Raw genomic sequence first — 18,993 nt, 5'->3', positions numbered from 1 at the left:
CGAGCCGCCTACACCGCTAGACGCCCAGTTGCTGGCGCATCTGGGCGCCCGAAATCCGCTGCCGTGGTCCCGCCAGCCATTCGCACATCCGGGCATTGAGCGGCGCCGTCAGCCCGTGCTGGGCCGCAAGGCGCACCACCGTGCCGCACAGCGCGTCGATCTCCGTCGGCCGCCCCGCCTCCAGGTCGTCCCACATCGAGGAACGGGCCGTCGCGTCGATCTGGAGCATGCGTCGGGCCAGCCGTACGAACAGCCAGTCGGGCAGGCGCAGCACATGGGGCAGCAGAGTGGGCGATACGGCAGTGACCTTTGCGGGGACAATGCCCGCGCGGCGCATCACGGCCAGGGCTTCGGACTGCAAGGCGGCGAACACGCGGCGCAGGTCTCGGTCGAGCAGCTCTTGCCGCAGAGGAAGATCCGACAGCGCGTTGACCGGGTTGTTGAGGTTGAGCAGCAGCTTGCCCCACTGCACGGCGCGAATGTCTGGCGGCAGCACCGTGGCGAGGCCCGCTGCCTGGAACAGCAGCGCGATGCGCTCGGTCACCGCGTCGCGCTGCAGATGCAGGCAGCCCGCGGTGGCCCGGTGCACGTGGGCGCCGCGCAGCACCACGTTGTACGGCACCATGCCGGCCAGCGCGCGCAGCCGGGGAGCGTGTTCGGCCACACGGGCCACGTTGTCCACGCCGTTCTGCAGTGAGAGGATGGGTGTGACCGGCGCGCATGCCGCCGCCAGCTCGCGCGCGGCGGACTCCGTGGCGCCGCTCTTCACGCACAGCAGCACCAGGCATGGCGTGCCGGGTGCCATGTCGGCCTCGGCCAGCGTGGGTGCGAGGCGCAGCGCCGCTGCCGGCACCGTGCTGTCATACCCGTCCAGGTCGGTCACCCGCAGGCCCTGCTGGGCGATGGGCTGCAGGGCGTGGGCGCGGCCCACCAGGGTGACGCGCTGGCCATGGGCCGCAAGCCGGCCCCCCACATAGCAGCCGATGGCACCGGCCCCCAGGACGATGAAATGCATGGCAGAACCTTCGCTTCTTGGCCCGCAGGTGGTGGCGGCTGCCCACAGCGTCTGCACAACTGGCTTGCAGGCCCGCCCAGCCCGCCGCCCACGCCGTCAGGGGCTGGACGCCGTTTCCTGGCTGTTGTCTTCAGGCGCCTTGGTGTGCTTGATGAACAGCTGCGCGGCCCAGATCCCCACCTCGTACAGCAGACACATCGGAATCGCCAGCGACAGCTGCGAAACCACGTCGGGAGGAGTCACGATGGCGGCGATCACGAACGCCAGAACAATGAAGTAGCCGCGGAACTCGCGCAGCTTTTCCACGCTGACCACCCCCATGCGGGCCAGCACCACCACGGCGATGGGCACCTCGAACGCCAGGCCGAAGGCCAGGAACATGGAGAGCACGAAGCTGAGGTAGGCCTCGATGTCGGGCGCAGCCGTGATGCTCTTGGGTGCAAAGCTCTGAATGAACGCAAAGACCTGGCCGAACACCAGGTAGTAGCAAAACCCCACCCCCACGAAGAACAGCAGGGTGCTGGAGACCACCAGCGGCAGCACCAGCTTCTTTTCGTGCGAATACAGCCCCGGCGCCACGAAGGCCCACACCTGCCACAGCACGAAGGGCAGGGCCAGCATGAAGGCGGACATGAGCAGGATCTTGAGCGGCACCATGAAGGGCGAGATCACCGAGGTGGCGATCAGCGTGGCACCCTTGGGCAAGTGGGCCACCAGGGGCGCCGCGAGGAAGTCGTACAAGGCGCCGGGGCCCGGGAAGAAGAACAGCAGCGCTGCGGCGACGGCGATGGCGATGATGGCCTTGACCAGCCGGTCGCGCAGCTCCATGAGGTGCTGCACAAACGGCTGCTCGGTGCCGGCCAGCTCGTCGTCTTTGGAAGGGGTTTCAGACATGGTGGGTCTTCGGGGGGCGTCATCAGGGCCGCCCATGCAGCTCGCGGTGCACCGCTGGCGGCTGCATCAGTGGAATTTCTGGGGGCGGAAGCGCGCCACGCGGGCGGCGCCAGACTGGGCCTTGGCACGCACGCCGTTCCGGGCCTTGTACCACTGGGGCACGGCGCCCCGCTTGAGGCGCCAGTTCTTGCCCGGGTGCTTGTAGGCGGGCACCACGGCGGCCTGCTCGGCCAGTGCCTCGCTGGCCGTGCCGGTGGCTTCGGCCCAGTCCTTTTCAAACTCGCTGGCACTGGTCTGGATGGACGTCTGCACATCGCGCGCAGCGTTTTCCACCGTGTCCTTCATTTTTTTGAGCTCGTCGAGCTCCATGGACCGGTTGACCTCGGCCTTCACGTCGGACACGTAGCGCTGGGCCTTGCCCAGCAGTGTGCCCACGGTGCGGGCAACGCGCGGGAGCTTCTCGGGCCCGATGACGATGAGCGCCACGGCGCCGATCAGCGCCATCTTGGACAGGCCAATGTCAATCATGGATCACGCAAAGAACGGCAGGCAGGGCCGGCGGGAGTTCGGCGTGCTCAGCTCTTTTGCTTGGCTTCGACATCGATGGTGGTCTTGTCGGCAGCCTGGCTATTGGCAACTTGGCCGGCGGGAGGGGTGGCTGGGGCGTCGGATGCCGCGCCGTCTTTCATACCGTCCTTGAAGCCCTTGACGGCGCCTCCGAGGTCGGAGCCCATGTTCTTGAGCTTCTTGGTGCCGAACACCATGACGACGATCAGCAGCACGATCAGCCAGTGCCAGATGGAAAAAGAGCCCATGGAATATCTCCTAACGAATTGCACTCATTTTAGACGGGGGCCGTGGCAGGAGTTCTGCAACCCGGCCCGGGTGCGGGAATCTCCCTGCCCCCTGCGTCAGCCTGGTTCAGCCTTTGAGCCAGGGGCGCGGCCCGCCCATGACGTGGATGTGCAGGTGGTGGATCTCCTGGCCGCCCTCCACGCCCGTGTTTACCACGACGCGAAAGCCACCCTCGGGGTACGGGTTGCAGCCCTGCTCCAGTGCCAGCCGGGGGGCCAGCGCCATCATGCGCCCCAGCACGCCGGCGTGCTCGGCAGTGACCTGGGCCATCGAAGGGATATGCAGCTTGGGCACCATCAGGAAGTGCACCGGCGCCCAGGGGTGGATGTCGTGGAAGGCGAAGATGTCCTCGTCCTCATAGACCTTCTTCGAAGGAATCTGGCCCGCGATGATCTTGCAGAAAAGGCAGTTCGGATCGTGCATGGGAAAAAATGGGGTTCGAAGTTAACAGCCGCCCCGGTGCCGGCCGGGCGCGGCGCCGGGCGGCGTGCCACCGGGGATCAGGGCACCTCGGGCGGCACAGGTGGTACAGGCGGCACAGCCGGTAAGGGGCGCTTCACGCATTGTCCGTGATCTTGATGGTGGGCCGCACGCCCACGTCCTTGCGGTGCGCCTGCAGCCACTCCTGCCCGGCCGTGCGCCCGAGCGCGAACAGCTTGCGCACGAACGCCAGGTCCGCACGGAGCTTGCTGTCGGCGCCAAAGGGCGCGAGCACCGAGCCGCCGTCGATGCGGTGCATGCGCACGCTTTTGTAGCGCCGCGGGTCGAGCTTGCCTTCGGCCAGCAGGCGGCGCACGAATTCGATCGCGCGCATCTCGGCCAGCAGGCTGGCATTGAAGGTGACCTCGTTCATGCGCTCCATGATTTCGGGGCCCGAATGGGGCAGTTCGAGGTGCTCGATGGGGTTGATCTGCACCAGCAGGATGTCCGAGGTCTCGGTCTGGTAGATCAGCGGGTGCAGCGCGGGGTTGCCCGAGTAGCCGCCATCCCAGTAGTGCTGCCCCTCGATCTCCACGGCCTTGAACAGCAGCGGCAGGCAGGCGGACGCCATCACGGCGTCGGCGCTGAGACGGGGGCCCGAGAAGATTTCGCCCCGGCCCGTGCGCACATTGGTGGCGCACACGAACACCTTGGGGCCGCCGGCGGCGGTGATGGCGCGGCGCTGGTTGCACAGCAACTCAAAGTCCACCTCGCGTTCGAGCAGGCGGCGCAGCGGGTTGATGTCCAGCGGGTTGGTCTGGTAGGGCGAGAGCCACTGGCGCATCACGCCCATCAAGGGGTTGGCCACGGACAGCGGCGTGCCCCGCAGCAGGCTGCCCAGCGTGCCCACGCCCTCCCACAGCCGGGTCAGCGTCTCGCGCGCCCGCTCGCAGCCGGCCCGGTGCGCGTCGTGCGGGTCCTTGTGCTCCAGCGTCGCCTGCGCGAACCCGTGCGCCAGGGCCACCGCGTTCATCGCGCCCGCGCTGGTGCCGCTCACACCGTCGAAATGCCAGCGGCCGTCTTCCAGCAGCGCGTCCAGCACGCCCCAGGTGAGGGCTCCGTGCGAGCCTCCGCCCTGCAGCGCAAGGTTCAGCCGCAACGGCGCCAGCGGCGATGGCTGCGGGGACGAGGGCCGTGGCGCGTCAGGCTCCGGCATCCACCACCTGGTTCTTGTTCATGGCCACCATGCCCCGCACGATGCGGTAGAGGAACCAGATGGAGATCAGGCCCCAGGCAATCCAGCCGGGGATGAAGAACAGCAGCCACAAAGGCGCCGTCACCACATACAGCACGCCCGCCCAGATCACCGTGCGGATGCGCCAGGAGAAGTGGTTGGCCTGCCAGGTGCCGTCGGCATCGCCCTTCTTCACCAGGTCGATCACCAGCGCGATGATGAGCAAGGCCGCGCCGGGCTGCGCGCCCGGAATCACCGCCCCCACGGCCACGATCAGGTGCAGGATGTAGCTGACCCAGCCGATGGCCTTGAGGTCCTGCGCCTTCTGCTCGCTGCTTTCCACGTCAATGATGTCGTTGCTGTTGTTGTTCAAGGCAGACCCTCCTCGGCTGTGCGCGCAACCGCCTTGCGCAGGGCTTTTTCCTCGATGCCGCTGGTGCCCTCGCGGCGTTCGAGTTCGGCCAGCACGTCGGCCGGGGTGAGGCCGTAGTGGGCCAGTGCGACCATGGAGTGGAACCACAGGTCGGCCACCTCGTACACCAGCTTGGACTTGTCCGCGCCATGGTCCACATCTTTCGCCGCCATCACCACTTCGGTGGCCTCCTCGCCAATCTTCTTGAGAAAGGCGTCGGGGCCCTTGTGCAGCAGGCGCGACACATAGCTCGTGGACGGGTCGCCGCCCTGCGCGGGCTTGCGGCTTTCGATGACGCTCGCGAGGCGGGCCAGGGAATCGTTGGAGCTCATGGTCTTACTACTTGTAGATGGATTCAGGGTCTTTCAAGACCGGGTCGACCGGTTGCCACACACCGTCCGTGAGCACGCTGAAGAAGCAGCTGTGGCGGCCGGTGTGGCAGGCAATGCCCGGCTCGTGGCCGAGCTGGGTGACCTTGAGCAGCACCACGTCGTTGTCGCAGTCGAGGCGGATCTCGTGCACCGTCTGCACGTGGCCCGATTCTTCGCCCTTGAACCACAGCTTGCCGCGCGAGCGGCTGAAGTACACGGCACGGCCGAGTTCGGCGGTCTTTTCCAGCGCCTCGCGGTTCATCCATGCAAACATCAGCACGTCACCCGTGCCCTGCTCCTGCGCAATCACGGGCACCAGGCCCTGCGCATCCCATTTCACTTCGTTGAGCCAGTTCATGAAAGGAATTGTCGGCGATTCAGATGCCCGGGGCGGCGGGCAGGGCAGGAATTCTCGATATTTTTTGCCCTCAGCGCTTATCCACAAAGGGTTTATAGCTACAAATATAGTAGCAATAGATCTTTGCACACCCAAGCGCCGAAGGGGCGATGCGCAGCAGGCCTTACTGGCGCACCGGGATGCCGCGCTCGGCCATGCGGGCCTTCGCCTGGCCCACGGTGTATTCACCGTAATGGAAGATGCTGGCGGCCAGCACGGCGTCGGCACCGCCCTGCTGCACGCCGTCAGCCAGATGGTCGAGGTTGCCCACGCCGCCCGAGGCGATCACCGGCACGCTCACCGCGTCGCTCACCGCCCGCGTGAGCTGCAGGTCGAAGCCGGCCTTGGTGCCATCGCGGTCCATGCTGGTCAGCAGGATCTCGCCCGCACCGCGGCGGGCCATCTCGGCGGCCCACTGCACGGCGTCCAGGCCCGTGTTCTTGCGGCCGCCGTGGCTGTACACATCCCAGCCTTCGCCGCGCGCAACCGCGTCGTCGCCCTGGCGGCGCTTGGCGTCGATGGCCACCACAATGCACTGCGCGCCGTACTTGTCGCTGGCAGCGCTGATCACGTCGGGATTGGCAATGGCGGCCGAATTGAAACTGGTCTTGTCGGCCCCCGCATTGAGCAGGCGGCGCACGTCTTCGACGGTGCGCACGCCGCCGCCCACGGTGAGCGGAATGAACACCTGGCTGGCCACGGCCTCGATGATGTGCAGGATCAGGTCGCGCCCGTCGCTGGTGGCGGTGATGTCCAGGAAAGTCAGCTCATCGGCCCCCTGCGCGTTGTAGCGCGCGGCGATTTCGACCGGATCGCCCGCATCGCGCAGTTCAACAAAATTGACACCCTTGACCACGCGGCCTCCGGTGACGTCCAGGCAGGGAATGATTCGTTTGGCAAGCATAGGCGCGCAAGATACCATGCGCGCCCGCCGCGACAGCCAGGATGTGACAGCGGTCAGGCCGCTGCGGCGCGCAGTTCGCGGGCCACGCCGTCCTGCCAACGCCAGGCGTCGGCGCAGATGCGCTGCAGGTCGCGCTGAGCACGCCAGCCCAGCAGCCGCTCGGCCAGGGCCGGGTCGGCCCAGCATGCCGCCACGTCCCCGGTGCGGCGCGGCACGATGCGATAGGGCACGGGCCGCCCGCTGGCCTGCTCGAAGCCGCGCACCATCTCCAGCACCGACACCGGGCGCCCCGTTCCCAGGTTCACCGTGAGCAGCCCGGGGTGGCCCTGCAGATAACGCAGCGCAGCCACATGGCCCTCGGCCAGATCGCAGACATGGATGTAATCGCGCACGCCCGTGCCGTCCGGCGTGGGATAGTCGTCGCCGTAGACGGACAGGGCTTCGCGCCAGCCGCAGGCCACCTGGGCCACATAGGGTGCCAGGTTGTTGGGCACATCCTGGGGGTCTTCTCCGATCAGCCCGCTTTCATGGGCGCCGACCGGGTTGAAGTAACGCAGCCGGGCAATCCGCCAGCGTCCGGGATCGGACGCATCCAGATCGGCCAGCATCTGCTCCATCATTAGCTTCGACCAGCCGTAGGGGTTGGTGGCCGAAAGCGGGAAGTCCTCCTGCACGGGCAGCGAGGCGGGCTCGCCGTACACCGTGGCCGACGAAGAGAACACCAGGGTGTAGACGCCCGCCGCCTTCATGGCACGCAGCAGCGCCAGCGTGCCGGCCACGTTGTTGTCGTAATAGCGCAGCGGCTCCTTCACCGATTCGCCCACCGACTTGAAGGCCGCAAAATGGATCACCCCGGTGATGGCATGCTCCGCCAGCACACGCGCGAGCAAGGCCTCGTCGCGGACGTCGCCTTCGACGCAGGGCACGTCGGCCCCGATCACACGCCCGAGCCGTTCGAGCACCGAGCGGCGGCTGTTGCTGAAGTTGTCGAGAACGAGAAAGGGAACGCCAGCCTGGGCGAGCGCTGCACAGGTGTGCGAGCCGATGAATCCAGCGCCGCCGGTTACGAGTATCACAGGGTGGGTCCTTGCCTGGGGTGGTCATTCAATGGAAGTGCATGGAAGCGCCAGGCTCAGCCAGCGGGGTCGCCAATGCGCTCACACAAGACAGAACTGTCAGCCTCGCTGCACTTTGAAATGCTTGAAAAAGCCGCTCTGCCGCCCGGCACTTTAACGCGTTGCCACCCCCTGCCTCATGAAAGAATCGTTGACAATTGCCCGCCTTCAGTCGATAGATAATTTGACGCTTCCCCGCCCTCACCCTTCCGTATTTCTCAGAGCTTTGCCCATCGACCCCTGCATGGCCGCCCTTCGCTTTTTCACTGCCTTGTTGATCGCCATGCTGCTCCACGGCACGGCCATCGCCCGGCAGGCCCAGGGCCCCGCCATTGCACTGCACTACGGCAGCGCCGCGCCGCTGAATGAGCTGCGGGTTTTCGACATCGTGGTGGTGGAGCCGGACCACGGCCACGACCCTCGCCTGCAGCGCACCCAGGCCACCGAGCTGTACGCCTATGTGTCCGTGGCCGAGGTGCAGGCTTCGCGCCCCTACTTCACGCGCATTCCCACCCCCTGGAAGCTGGCCCGCAACGGCACCTGGAACTCGGAGGTGATCGACCAGACGCCGGCGGAGTGGCCCGACTTCTTCGCGCGCGAGGTGGTCGAACCGCTGTGGCAGCGCGGCTACCGCGGCTTTTTCCTCGATACCCTCGACTCCTACCGCCTCGCAGAGAAGTACGACGAGGCCGCGCAGCAGGCCGGGCTGGTGCGTGTGGTGGAAGCCCTGCATGCCCGGTTCCCCGGCATCCAGCTCATCCTGAACCGGGGCTTCGAAATCGTCCCGCGGGTGAAAGACAAGATACGCATGGTGGCGGCGGAGTCGCTGTTTCGGGGCTGGAATGCCCAGGCCCGGCGCTATGAAGAAGTGCTCCCGGCAGACCGCGATTGGCTCGTTGGCCAGTTGCGCACCATCAGGGACCGCGACGGCATTGCAGTGCTTGCCATCGACTATGTGCCCCCGCACGACCGCGCGCTCACACGCCAGACGGCCGCCGACATCGCGGCGCTGGGATTCACGCCCTGGGTCTCGGACGCGAACCTGGAGACCAACGGCATCGGCCTGATCGAGCCCGTGCCCCGCCGCGTGCTCGTGGTCTACAACGGCGCCGAGACCCCCTCGATCAACTACTCGCTGGCACACCGGTTCCTGCAGATGCCGCTCAATTACCTGGGCTACGTGGTCGACTTTGCGGACATCCGCGATGGCGCCCCCCCGAACGTGGGCGCTGACCGCTACGCCGGGGTGGTCACGTGGTTCACCGGCTATGTGCCAGAAAACCGTGCAGCCGCACTTGCCCGCTGGCTGCAGGCGCGGCTGCAGGAGCGCATGCCGCTGCTGGTGCTGGGCGACTTTGGCTTTGCACCCACGCCGGCCCTGTCTGAAAAGCTGGGCATCGCGCTGGCCCGCCCGCGCGGGCCGCAGCGCATCGTGCGGCACAGCCCGCTGCTCGGTTTCGAGGCGCAGCCCGAACCCCTGAACGGCCCGCGATTCACCTGGACGGGCAACACCCCTCCAGAGCCCCTGATCGAACTCCAGGACGACCGCGGGGACCGGCTGCTGGGCGGAGCACTGACGGGCTGGGGCGGTTTTCTCAGCAGCCCCTTTGTCACTTCGGAGGTTCCAGGCACGGAGTTCTCGCATTGGGTGGCCGACCCCTTCACGCTGCTGGTGAAGGCGCTGCGCCTGCCGCCCATGCCGGTGCCGGACACCACCACCGAAAACGGCCGGCGCCTGCTGTTCGCGCACATTGACGGCGACGGCTTTGCCTCGCGGGCCGAGCTGCCCGGCAGCCCGCTGGCCGCCGACGCCATGCGCGTGGAGATCATTGAAAAGTACCGCATCCCGCATGCCGTCTCGGTCATCGAGGCAGAAACCGCGCCGCACGGCCTGTATCCGGCGCTCAGCCCGCAGCTCGAAGACATCGCGCGCAAGCTTTTCGCACTGCCGCATGTGGAGCTTGCCAGCCACACCTACTCGCACCCCTTCCTGTGGGACACCAGCGTGCGCCACGGCGTGTTCGGCGACAAGACCGAAGCCGCCGAAAGCCTGAGCCTGCCGGGCTACACCATGGACCTGCGGCGCGAGATCGTGGGCTCCTCTGACTACATCAACCAGCGGCTGGCGCCACCGGGCAAGCAGGTCAAGATCCTGCTCTGGTCGGGCGACACCGCACCCAACGCCGAGGCCCTGGAGATCACCGAACGTGCGGGCCTGCTCAACATGAACGGCGGGGACACCTCCATCAGCCACAACGTGCCGACCCTCACCGAGGTCGGCCCGCTGGGCATCACCAAGAACGGTTTCCTCCAGGTGTATGCCCCCATCACCAACGAGAACATCTACACCAATCTGTGGAAAGGACCGTTCTACGGCTACCAGCGCGTGCTCCAGACCTTCGAAATGACAGAGTCTCCCCGCCGCCTCAAGCCCGTGGATATCTACTACCACACCTATTCCGCCAGCAAGAGGGCGGGCCTCGCGGCGCTGCACAAGGCCTACCGCTGGGCCCAGGAACAGCCCCTGCACCCGGTCTTCCCCTCCGAATACATCCGCAAGGTGCGCGACTGGCACAACATGGCCCTCGCGCGCGACGGCGCAGGCTGGCGCATCCGGGGCGCGGGCGACCTGCGCACGCTGCGCTTGCCGGCCGATTTGGGCACGCCCGACCTGCTCGCCAGCACCGGCGTGGCAGGGTGGCACGACGCACCGCAGGGCCGCTATGTGCACCTGGCCGGAGGCTCCGCACAGCTGCGCACCACGGGCGCACCCGCCGCCGTGCCTGCGCTGCACGACGCGAATGCGCGCCTGGAAAGCTGGACGCCCCGTGCGAACGGCACAGGTGTCGACTTTGCGCTGCGCGGGTACGCCCCACTGGAGTTCAGCCTGCTCCATGCCGAAAATTGCCAGGTGCGCTCCGAAGGCCGTGCTCTGACCGCCCAAACATCTTCCCGTCGCACCGCCCCCGCCGCGCGCGCTTACCGACTGCCCCATGCCACTGCAGACATCCAGATTGCATGCCCCGCCCGCTGAGCGCCCCGTTGTAGCCCCGCCCTGGCTCATCGCGCTGCTGGCGGGTCTGGTGGGTGGCGGCCTGTTGCTGATGTACCCGCGCCAGGATCTGGAGCGGCGCCTCGCGGCATCCACGGCGGGCACCGACATCGCGCTGTCGGTCGTGTATCTGCGCAACCTGCTCCGAAGCGACCCCGGCAACGCGGAGCTGCGGCTGCTGCTGGTACGCCAGCACATGCGGCTGGGCGAATACCCCGAGGCACGTGCTGCGCTGCTGGCGCCCCTGGTCAGCGAAGACGAACGCGTGCTGCGCGAGCGCGCCTGGCTGGAATGGGAGCTCGACTACGCCGAGTACATCGCGATTCCGCCGGATGAGGAGGAGCTTCGCGCGCAGCGCAGAGAGCCTCTGCGCCAGAGCCTGCGCGCGCTGTCCCGCAATGTGTGGTCGGACGAGCGGCGCGAGCAGCTGAACGCCTGGGCCGCACAGCTGCGGGAGCCCGAACCCGTTGCGAACGCGCCAGAGCCTGCGTTAGACCCGAACGATCCCAATGCGCTGGCCCGCCAGTACGAGCAGGCTGCGCGCGAGGCCCTGGGCGTTTCCGACTACCAGCGCAGTGCAGACCTGTACATACTGGCCCGCAAGGCCACACCCGACCCCCAGCGCGCCAAGGCCTATTTCCTGGCCGCGCTCGATGTACTGCAGTCGGGCAACCGACCGGCGGACGCGCTGGCGCTGGGTGAGCGCGAGATCGGCCCGCTGGCCGATGACCCGCAAGTCCTGCTGCGCATGACGCGGCTGGCGCGCTCTGCCGCCCGGCCCGACGTGGCAGACCGGTACATCCGCAAACTTCTGCGGATGTCGCTGGCCCTGCCTGGGGCCAGCACGATGCTCGCACGCGCCGCAGCGTTTGATGACGGCGCGCAGTGGCTCTCGCTGCCCCAATGGGCGTCGCAGACTGCACACGGCTGGGGCCTCGTCCCCACCGCGCAACCGGCAAAGCCGCCCACCCCGGCGCTCCCGTTCGACGATACCGTCTACACGCTGGCCTACGAAGTCTTCCTTGAAAACAGCAAGCAGGACGACGCCTGGGCCATCGCGCGCTCTGCCGTGCAGCAACGTCCGCAGGACGTCGCCTGGCGCGAGCGGCTGGCCAAGGTCTCCGAATGGACCGGGCGCCCCATCGTCGCCCTGGAGAACTGGCTGGTGGTGGCCCAGAGAACCCAGCGCGACGACGCCTGGCAGGCGGTGTTGCGCATCGCACCGGGGCAGTTTGACGACGCGGCCCTGGTGCAGGCCCTGCGCTACCAGCTGCGCGGCAACGCTTCCGACATGCGCCTGGTGCGCGAGCTGGTCGGCGCCTACGAACGCCTGGGCGAGCCGCAGCCTGCGATCGACTACCTGGAGGCGAACGTCCGCAATGCAGAGGGGCGCGAGCTGCTGGCCCAGCTGGCCGAACGCGCGGGCCAACCCGAACTGGCCCTCAAGCACTGGCGCAGCCTGCTCGCCGAACCCGGCATGCTGACACCGGCACGGGCCATGCAGGCGGCCGTGCTGGCGCTGCTGCTGCGCCAGCCGCAGGTGGGCCTGCCCTGGCTGGAGGCGGCGCGCCATGGCGAGGTTGCGCCAGACCAGGCGCAGGACTTCTGGCGCATGACGGGGCATCTGGCGGAGGGCCGCCAGCGACTCGCACTCGCCGTGGAGGCCTACCGCAAGCTCATCACGCTGCCGGAAGCCGAAACCTCGGACTATGAAGCCCTGATCCGCCTGATCCAGGATGAGCACCCCCTCGAAGCCGCCCGCCTCAACGAACTGGCCTGGGAGCGCTACCACCGCCCCGACTACCTGGTGAATGCGCTCACTTTCCATGTCAGCCGCAGCCGCTGGAGCGACGCAGCCGCGCTGATCAACCAAGTGAACAAGCCCAGCGCCCCCCAGCGCAAGGCCGCCGCAGATCTGGCGGTGACGCCCGAATATCTCCGGCTGGCGGGCACGTACTACCAGAACATCGGCGACACCGGTCGCGCCCGCGCGAGCCTGCTGGCGGGGCTGCGCGCTGCACCCGAGTCCACCGACATGCGCAGCGCGCTGCTGTGGCTGTTCATCGACGGAAACGACGCCGTCAGCCTGCGGACCCTGCTGACCACACACGAACCCGTCTGGAGCCGCGACGAGGGCCTGCACGATTCGCTGGCTGCGGCATGGCAGGCGCTGTCCCTGCCCCAGACCGCGCTGGACCGCTATCTGCGCCCTCGCGTGTCTGCCAAGGCCGGGAATTTCCTCTGGCTCATGAACTATGCCGACGCGCTGGACCAGAACCAGCAGTTCGACCAGGCTTGGCGCCTGCGCCGCCAGCTGCTGCTGGACCAGCGCAAGCGCGCGCCTGCCCGCGAATGGCTCACCGAAGAAGGCCTGGACACCACGCGGCGCGTGGCGCGCGCGCGCCTCGTGCTCTCCCAGCGACCCGGCGACCCGGCGATGGACGTGCTGCGCGAGCTGCTGCGGCTGGACCGCGACGCGGAAGGCAAGCTCTCGAATGCGGCTGCCGAAACCGCCATTGGCTGGCTGCAGGACGCAGGCCAGTACAGCGCAGAACGCGCCTTTCTGTGGCACCAGTACGCGCGCTCGCAGGGCCTGCGTTCCAACCGGCCGCTGTGGGCCGACATCACCCTGGCACTGGCGGAGAAGGACAAGGCGTCCACGGGCCAGCTGCTCGAATCCTTCGACGAGCGCCTGCCCCGCTACGACCGCGTCAACGCCGCCCGCGCTGTCGACGACCTGCGCCTGGCGCAAACCGCCGCCTTCGAGGGCATGGGGCACCAGTACGATGACGAGACGCTGCACCTGCAACTGACGGAATCCCTGCTGGCGTTCAGTGACCACGCAGGCGCCAAGGCGCGCGTGCAGCGGCTGTCCGGCATGGACGAGAAGTCGCTCGAAGAAAAGGTGCACCTCGCGCTCACGCCCCGCCTGTCGCTGGACCTGAGCCACGGCCGCACCCTGCGCCAGGCAACGCGCGCTGACGCGGTGACGTCCCCGCCCCACGAAACCGCCGCCCAGGCGCGGCTGCGCTGGCGGCATCCCGACGGGGAAACCCAGCTCAGCGTGGCCGAGCACAGGAGCTTCGCCACCTTCCATCCGGTCGAGATCGAGCACATGCAGCGCATCGACGAGCGGCTGCAGTTGCGCATGTCGCTGGGGATCAGCCTTCCCACGCAGGACAGCCTGGCCCTGCGCATTGCCGGCATGAAGGACCGGGTGTCCGCCTCGGTGCGCTACCAGGCGACGCGGCAGGACGCCATCACGATCACGCTGTGGGGCGAGCGCTACCAGCTGCAGACGGGCGGCGCGCTCGGCAGCGGGCGCCATGCCATGGTGTACTACACCCACACCTACCGGCAGGATGCCCCCCTGCTCGAATTCGGCGCGTTCGCCTCGTACCACGGATACCGGCGCGCCGACCTGTCGCTGCTGTCCGCGCGCGACGAGGGGTACCGCCGCTATCTGCCCCCCCTGGCAGACGGGCCCGGCATCGACTACTTCCTGCCCGACAGCTTCCGCTTCTATGGCCTGCAGGTCTCGACCAACATGCGCTTCGAGGAAGAGTACAGCCGCAAGCTGCGCCCCTATGCCATCGCAAGCCGCACCTGGCACAGCCGCTTTGGTCCGGGCTACGGCCTGCGCTTGGGCGTTGCCACCAGCGTGGTGGGCCCCGACCATCTGCGCTTTTCGTGGGGCTATGAAAAAAGCGGCCTCAAAAGCGACGGCCCGTCGCGCGACCTGGAAATCTCCTACCGCCTTCATTTTTAACCGCTGCCCACTCCCTCAAGAGGACCTCCATGCGCTCTATCCCCACGCTTTCCCGCCGGTGCGCGCTTGCCGCCGCCGCTGTCGGCCTGTCCCTGCTCGCCGCCTGCACCACCACCGACCGGGGCCGTGCGCCCACGCTGGAACGCCAGGCGACCTGGGCCGTTCTCCCCTTCGCCAACAACACGGAGACCCCGCTTGCAGGCAATCGCGCCGAAGCGATCGCCGAAGCGCTGCTGCACGCGCAAGGCGTGGGCCGCGTTCTGCGCCACCAGCCCACCTCGCAGCAGGAAGCGCTGTTTGACGCGGGCGACGTGAAGCGCCAGCAGGAGGCCCTGGCTTGGGCGCGCGAGCAAAAGGCGCGCTACGCCCTCACCGGCGCCGTGGACGAGTGGCGGTACAAGGTCGGCGTGGACGGCGAGCCCGCCGCCGGGGTCACGCTGCGCATCATCGACGTGACCACGGGCGACACCCTCTGGACGGGAGCTGGCGGCAAGAGCGGCTGGAGCCGCGAAGCCCTGTCTGCCGTGGGCCAGAAACTGATCCGCGACCTGCTCGGCACGGGTCTGTCGTCCCTGCGCTGACGCCTGCACTCTGACGCCTGCACTTTTTGCCACCCATGTCCTCTGTCCCTCCTCAGACGCCCGCCGGGCCGCGCCGCGCGGTCGCCACCGCCCAGCCCACGGCGCCGGCGCGTGCCCACCTCCCGGCCACGCTGCTCGGGAAGCTGGCCGCCACGGACACGCGCCCGGGCGTCATGCTGGGCGAGACCCTCGTGCTGCCGCTGTTTGCCATCGGGCTCGGCCTGCTGGCCAATCCGGACGACCCGCTGTGGGCGGATGCGAGCTTTCCCTGGGCCTGGCTGGCGCCGGTGGTGCTGGCGCTGCGGTACGGCCCGCTGACAGGCCTGGGTGGTGCCTTTGTGCTCCTTGCGGGCTGGCTCGTGCTCAACCTCGGGCAGCTGCATCAGTTTCCGCAGGTCTATTTTCTCGGCGGGCTGATCCTGGTCATGCTGGTGGGCGAGTTTTCCAGCGTATGGCGCGCGCGCACCAGGCGGGCCGAGATCAGCCAGGCCTACCTGGACCAGCGCCTGGAACACCTGGTGCGCCAATACTACCTTTTGCGCCTGTCGCACGACCGGCTGGAGCAGGAGCTGATCGGCCGCCCCATGTCCATGCGTGATGCCCTGGCCGCCCTGCAGAAGACCCAGGGCGGCGAGCAGGGTGCGGCCACCCTGCTGCGCCTGCTGGCCCAGTACTGCCAGATCGAATCGGCCTCGCTGCATGCCGCCACCGACGATGGCGTGACGACCGAGCCGCTGGCCCAGATCGGCCAGATGCCGGCGCTGCGCCAGCACGACCCCCTGCTCACCCAGGCGCTGGAGACCCACAAGCTGTGCCACATCAGCCAGGCGGTGGCCAACCAGCAGCACAGCCAGTACCTCGTGGCGGCGCCGCTGCTGGACCTGGGTGGCGCCATCTACGGTATGCTGGTGGTCGACGAGATGCCCTTCTTTTCTCTGCAGGACGAGAACCTGCAGACCATCAACCTGCTGCTGGGCTACTACACCGACGGCCTGGCCACCCATGCCCTGGCCGCCCCCATCCTCGACGCCATCCCCTACTGCCCTGCGGATTTCGCGTTCGAGGTGCAGCGCCTGGCGCATGTCAGCCAGGCCACCCAGGTGGGCAGCATGGTGGTGGCACTGGAGTTCTCGATCCGCGCGATAGAGCGGGGACTGCCGGAGCAGATCCTGCGCATGAAGCGCGAACTGGACGAGGTGTGGCACCTGAGCGGGCCGGACCGGCAGGTGCTGGCCGTGCTGATGCCGCTGGGCAGCCACGCCACGGCCGAGGGCTACATCGCGCGGCTCGAGCAATGGTGCGAGCGCCTCGACGGACAGCCGCTGGCCGATGCTGGGGTGTTCCCCCACGTGTTCGCGCTCGACGCGCGCGCGCCGCTCGAAACCCTGCAGCGCATCGTGCGCATCAGCGACGCCCATGGTTAACCTCAAACTGGGCCTGTCGGCGCTGCTGCTCGAAGTGGGTGCATGGAGCGGGCCCGCGCTGCTGCAGGGCCGCTCCGACGTTGCGCTGGCGGCCTACTTGGTCGTGCACGCGGGGGCCAGTGTGCTGCTGGCGCTGGCCCTGTTGCCGCTGACCGTGTCCACGCGCGCGCGGCCTCGCTGGGCGGTGCTGACACTCGCCGCAGCGTTCAGCTTCACGGTGCCGGTGGCCGGCTTTCTGGGCATCCTGCTGGCCGTGGTGGTGCTGTACGTCTACCGTGCGCCCACACGCCCGGAGGACTTCGGATCGCTGCAGCTGCCGGAGTTCGACCTGCACCAGCGCATGCAGGGCAGTTTCCGCCAGGCAGGGCTGCGCTCGTTCCTGGGCAACCCGCAGGCGCCCGCGCAGGCGCGCATGAGCGCCATGGTGGCGCTGCAGTTCGTGTCCGGCCGCGTGGCCTCGCCCCTGCTGCGCACCGTGCTGTCAGACCCGAGCGAAGACCTGCGCCTGCTCGCCTACGGCATGCTGGACACGCTTGAGAAGCGCGTGAACCGCGCCATCGACACCGAGCTGGCCGCCCTGCAGGCCGCTCAGGCGGCCGAGGGCACCGACACACCGGGGCCGCTTTCGCTCGAAGCCTCGCAGCGCCTGTCCGACCTTTACTGGGAGCTGGTCTACCAGCAGCTGGTGCAGGGCGACCTGCGCCAGCACGCCATTGGCGAATCCCTGCGCTACTGCGACGACGTCTTGCGCCAGCGCCCCCAGCACCCGCAGCTCACGCTGCGGCGCGGGCGCTTGCTGCATGAGCAAGGGGATCTGGAAGGTGCGACCCGCGCCTATGAAGACGCACGGTCGCTAGGCCTGCCCGCCACGCGGGTGCTGCCCTACCAGGCCGAAGCGGCCTTTGAACAGAACGATTTCGATCGCGCCCGGGAGCTGCTGCACGAGCTGGGCCAGTGGGACGCGCTGCCCCGGCTGCGCCCCGTGATTGACTACTGGAGCCGCCTGCGATGAGCGCCAACCACCCCAAGGCGACCGACGCGGACGTGGCGCTGGTGCTGGAAGGCACCTTTCCCTACGTGAGCGGGGGCGTGTCCAGCTGGATCAACCAGATCATCCGCGCGTACCCGGGCTACCGGTTCGCGATCATCTTCCTGGGCAGCCGGCGCGAGGACTATGCGGACTTCCGCTACCAGCTGCCCGCCAACGTGGTGCATTTCGAAGAGCACTACCTCTACGACCAGCTGCAGGCCGAAGGCCTGCCCGCGCGGCGCACCGGGTCGGCCGAGGCTTTTGCGCAGGTGCGCGCACTGATCGATGCCTTCGAGAACCGGGCGCCCATCACCCACACGCTGGGACTGCTGCAGAGCATCGTGCGCGAGATGCAGCCTGGCGGCCGGCTGGAACTGGACGACTTTCTCTACAGCGAGCGCGCCTGGGAGCTGATCTGCGACGGCTACCGGCGGCACTGCTCCGACCCATCGTTCGTGGACTTCTTCTGGACGGTGCGCATCATGTACCAGCCGCTGTGGATGCTGGCCCGCGTCGCGCGCTCGGTGATCCCCGTGCGGGTGGCGCACTGCGCGTCGACCGGGTATGCCGGCTTTCTGGGCGCCCTGCTGAACCAGACCCGGGGCACGCCGCTCATCCTCTCCGAGCACGGCATCTACACCAAGGAACGCAAGATCGACTTGTTCAAGAGCGAGTGGATCCGGGACAACCGCAACGTCTTCCAGCGCGACCCGACCGAGCTGTCGTACTTCCGGCAGATGTGGATCTGGTTCTTCGAGTGGCTGGGCCACTATTGCTACGCGTCTGCCGATCCGATCATCGCCCTCTACGAGGCCAACCGGCTGCGCCAGATCGCGGACGGCGCGGCTCCCGAGCGCACGTCCAACATCCCGAACGGCATCCAGCTTTCGCGCTTCGCGCCGCTGCGGGACAAGCGCCCCGCCACGGTGCCGCCGGTGCTGTGCCTGATCGGCCGCGTGGTGCCGATCAAGGACATCAAGACCTTCATCCGCGCCATGCGCCGCGTGGTCAACCAGCTGCCCGAGGCCGAGGGCTGGATCGCCGGCCCTGCCGAGGAAGACCCCGCCTACGCCAGCGAATGCGAGAACCTCGTGCGCAGCCTGGGCCTGGAGAACCGGGTTCGATTCCTGGGTTTCCAGAAGGTGGAAGACCTGATGCCCCAGATCGGCCTCGTGGTGCTCTCGTCCATCAGCGAGGCCCTGCCGCTCGTGATTCTGGAGGGCTACGCCGCGGGCGTGCCCACCGTGACCACCGATGTGGGCTCGTGCCGCCAGCTCGTCGAGGGACTGGAACCTGAAGACCGCGCGCTCGGCGCCTCGGGCCGCGTGGTGCCGATCGCCGACCCGCAGCAGCTGGCCGACGCGTCGCTGGAACTGCTCAAGGACCCCGGGGCCTGGCAGGCAGCCAGCCAGGCAGCCATCGCACGGGTGGAGCGCTTCTACACCGACACCATGATGTTCGACCGCTACCGCCGCGTCTACGAAGACGCCTTTGCGCGCAGCGGCGAGAAAGCGCACTGA

17 protein-coding genes are annotated in these 18,993 nt (G+C 68.0%); 6 read left to right on the top strand and 11 right to left on the bottom strand.

Annotated elements, in window-relative coordinates; translation table 11 throughout:
- Window positions 1-16: 16 nt before the first annotated feature.
- The 11 genes from ACOQFS_RS20105 to galE all read right to left on the bottom strand — a co-directional run bounded on the left by ACOQFS_RS20105 (window position 17) and on the right by galE (window position 7,578).
- Window positions 17-1,015 (bottom strand): 2-dehydropantoate 2-reductase, encoded by a 999-nt coding sequence (locus tag ACOQFS_RS20105; RefSeq protein WP_421564580.1) that lies wholly within the window; start codon window positions 1,013-1,015, stop codon window positions 17-19.
- 96 nt (window positions 1,016-1,111) lie between these two features.
- The gene (tatC, locus tag ACOQFS_RS20100) at window positions 1,112-1,909 is read right to left on the bottom strand and encodes a twin-arginine translocase subunit TatC (RefSeq protein WP_421564579.1); all 798 of its coding nucleotides are present in this window, start codon (window positions 1,907-1,909) and stop codon (window positions 1,112-1,114) included.
- Window positions 1,910-1,975: 66 nt separating this feature from the next.
- A complete protein-coding gene (tatB, locus tag ACOQFS_RS20095) occupies window positions 1,976-2,437 on the bottom strand; it encodes a Sec-independent protein translocase protein TatB (protein ID WP_421564578.1) in 462 nt (153 codons plus the stop codon).
- Window positions 2,438-2,484: 47 nt separating this feature from the next.
- Window positions 2,485-2,724, bottom strand: coding sequence for a Sec-independent protein translocase subunit TatA (tatA, locus tag ACOQFS_RS20090; RefSeq protein ID WP_421564577.1), 240 nt, complete (start codon window positions 2,722-2,724; stop codon window positions 2,485-2,487).
- A gap of 106 nt (window positions 2,725-2,830) precedes the next feature.
- Window positions 2,831-3,187, bottom strand: a complete 357-nt coding sequence (locus ACOQFS_RS20085; protein ID WP_421564576.1) for a histidine triad nucleotide-binding protein — start codon at window positions 3,185-3,187, stop codon at window positions 2,831-2,833.
- Window positions 3,188-3,320: 133 nt separating this feature from the next.
- Complete coding sequence (locus tag ACOQFS_RS20080) at window positions 3,321-4,400, bottom strand: patatin-like phospholipase family protein (RefSeq protein WP_421564575.1); 1,080 nt, start codon at window positions 4,398-4,400, stop codon at window positions 3,321-3,323.
- Complete coding sequence (locus tag ACOQFS_RS20075) at window positions 4,387-4,791, bottom strand: DUF4870 family protein (RefSeq protein WP_421564574.1); 405 nt, start codon at window positions 4,789-4,791, stop codon at window positions 4,387-4,389. The genes ACOQFS_RS20080 and ACOQFS_RS20075 overlap by 14 nt, the downstream gene beginning before the upstream one ends.
- Window positions 4,788-5,162: a phosphoribosyl-ATP diphosphatase gene (locus tag ACOQFS_RS20070; RefSeq protein ID WP_421564573.1), complete on the bottom strand. Its 375-nt coding sequence runs from the start codon at window positions 5,160-5,162 to the stop codon at window positions 4,788-4,790. The genes ACOQFS_RS20075 and ACOQFS_RS20070 overlap by 4 nt, the downstream gene beginning before the upstream one ends.
- A 7-nt stretch (window positions 5,163-5,169) precedes the next feature.
- Window positions 5,170-5,568 (bottom strand): phosphoribosyl-AMP cyclohydrolase, encoded by a 399-nt coding sequence (hisI, locus tag ACOQFS_RS20065; protein WP_421564604.1) that lies wholly within the window; start codon window positions 5,566-5,568, stop codon window positions 5,170-5,172.
- Window positions 5,569-5,722: 154 nt separating this feature from the next.
- Window positions 5,723-6,502 carry an imidazole glycerol phosphate synthase subunit HisF gene (gene hisF / locus ACOQFS_RS20060; protein WP_421564572.1) on the bottom strand — a complete coding sequence of 260 codons (780 nt, stop codon included), beginning with the start codon at window positions 6,500-6,502 and terminating at the stop codon, window positions 5,723-5,725.
- Between the two features lie 53 nt (window positions 6,503-6,555).
- Entirely contained in the window at window positions 6,556-7,578 is a 1,023-nt protein-coding gene (gene galE / locus ACOQFS_RS20055) for a UDP-glucose 4-epimerase GalE (protein WP_421564571.1), read from the bottom strand.
- A 283-nt stretch (window positions 7,579-7,861) separates the two neighbouring features.
- On the opposite strand from galE, the gene ACOQFS_RS20050 reads away from it, so the two are divergent.
- The 6 genes from ACOQFS_RS20050 to pelF are packed head-to-tail and all read left to right on the top strand — an operon-like array spanning window position 7,862 to window position 18,993.
- Window positions 7,862-10,651: a bifunctional glycoside hydrolase 114/ polysaccharide deacetylase family protein gene (locus ACOQFS_RS20050; RefSeq protein WP_421564570.1), complete on the top strand. Its 2,790-nt coding sequence runs from the start codon at window positions 7,862-7,864 to the stop codon at window positions 10,649-10,651.
- Complete coding sequence (locus ACOQFS_RS20045; protein ID WP_421564569.1) at window positions 10,611-14,438, top strand: tetratricopeptide repeat protein; 3,828 nt, start codon at window positions 10,611-10,613, stop codon at window positions 14,436-14,438. The genes ACOQFS_RS20050 and ACOQFS_RS20045 overlap by 41 nt, the downstream gene beginning before the upstream one ends.
- Window positions 14,439-14,467: 29 nt before the next feature.
- The gene (locus tag ACOQFS_RS20040; protein ID WP_421564568.1) at window positions 14,468-15,019 is read left to right on the top strand and encodes a penicillin-binding protein activator LpoB; all 552 of its coding nucleotides are present in this window, start codon (window positions 14,468-14,470) and stop codon (window positions 15,017-15,019) included.
- Between the two features lie 35 nt (window positions 15,020-15,054).
- Entirely contained in the window at window positions 15,055-16,443 is a 1,389-nt protein-coding gene (locus ACOQFS_RS20035) for a PelD GGDEF domain-containing protein (RefSeq protein WP_421564567.1), read from the top strand.
- The gene (locus ACOQFS_RS20030) at window positions 16,436-17,455 is read left to right on the top strand and encodes a hypothetical protein (protein WP_421564566.1); all 1,020 of its coding nucleotides are present in this window, start codon (window positions 16,436-16,438) and stop codon (window positions 17,453-17,455) included. Before ACOQFS_RS20035 ends, ACOQFS_RS20030 begins: the two co-directional genes overlap by 8 nt.
- Window positions 17,452-18,993: a GT4 family glycosyltransferase PelF gene (gene pelF / locus ACOQFS_RS20025; protein WP_421564565.1), complete on the top strand. Its 1,542-nt coding sequence runs from the start codon at window positions 17,452-17,454 to the stop codon at window positions 18,991-18,993. Before ACOQFS_RS20030 ends, pelF begins: the two co-directional genes overlap by 4 nt.

Source organism: Paracidovorax sp. MALMAid1276, assembly GCF_049198005.1.
Classification (GTDB): Bacteria; Pseudomonadota; Gammaproteobacteria; order Burkholderiales; family Burkholderiaceae_C; genus Acidovorax.
This window is presented reverse-complemented; position numbering and strand designations above follow the sequence as displayed.

What these genes read in the sequence shown, in the direction of transcription:
- ACOQFS_RS20105 (WP_421564580.1), bottom strand. Translation starts at nt 1,015, where the DNA reads ATGCATTTCATCGTCCTGGGGGCCGGTGCCATCGGCTGCTATGTGGGG.
- tatC (WP_421564579.1), bottom strand. Translation starts at nt 1,909, where the DNA reads ATGTCTGAAACCCCTTCCAAAGACGACGAGCTGGCCGGCACCGAGCAG.
- tatB (WP_421564578.1), bottom strand. Translation starts at nt 2,437, where the DNA reads ATGATTGACATTGGCCTGTCCAAGATGGCGCTGATCGGCGCCGTGGCG.
- tatA (WP_421564577.1), bottom strand. Translation starts at nt 2,724, where the DNA reads ATGGGCTCTTTTTCCATCTGGCACTGGCTGATCGTGCTGCTGATCGTC.
- ACOQFS_RS20085 (WP_421564576.1), bottom strand. Translation starts at nt 3,187, where the DNA reads ATGCACGATCCGAACTGCCTTTTCTGCAAGATCATCGCGGGCCAGATT.
- ACOQFS_RS20080 (WP_421564575.1), bottom strand. Translation starts at nt 4,400, where the DNA reads ATGCCGGAGCCTGACGCGCCACGGCCCTCGTCCCCGCAGCCATCGCCG.
- ACOQFS_RS20070 (WP_421564573.1), bottom strand. Translation starts at nt 5,162, where the DNA reads ATGAGCTCCAACGATTCCCTGGCCCGCCTCGCGAGCGTCATCGAAAGC.
- hisF (WP_421564572.1), bottom strand. Translation starts at nt 6,502, where the DNA reads ATGCTTGCCAAACGAATCATTCCCTGCCTGGACGTCACCGGAGGCCGC.
- ACOQFS_RS20050 (WP_421564570.1), top strand. Translation starts at nt 7,862, where the DNA reads ATGGCCGCCCTTCGCTTTTTCACTGCCTTGTTGATCGCCATGCTGCTC.
- ACOQFS_RS20045 (WP_421564569.1), top strand. Translation starts at nt 10,611, where the DNA reads ATGCCACTGCAGACATCCAGATTGCATGCCCCGCCCGCTGAGCGCCCC.
- ACOQFS_RS20040 (WP_421564568.1), top strand. Translation starts at nt 14,468, where the DNA reads ATGCGCTCTATCCCCACGCTTTCCCGCCGGTGCGCGCTTGCCGCCGCC.
- ACOQFS_RS20035 (WP_421564567.1), top strand. Translation starts at nt 15,055, where the DNA reads ATGTCCTCTGTCCCTCCTCAGACGCCCGCCGGGCCGCGCCGCGCGGTC.
- ACOQFS_RS20030 (WP_421564566.1), top strand. Translation starts at nt 16,436, where the DNA reads ATGGTTAACCTCAAACTGGGCCTGTCGGCGCTGCTGCTCGAAGTGGGT.
- pelF (WP_421564565.1), top strand. Translation starts at nt 17,452, where the DNA reads ATGAGCGCCAACCACCCCAAGGCGACCGACGCGGACGTGGCGCTGGTG.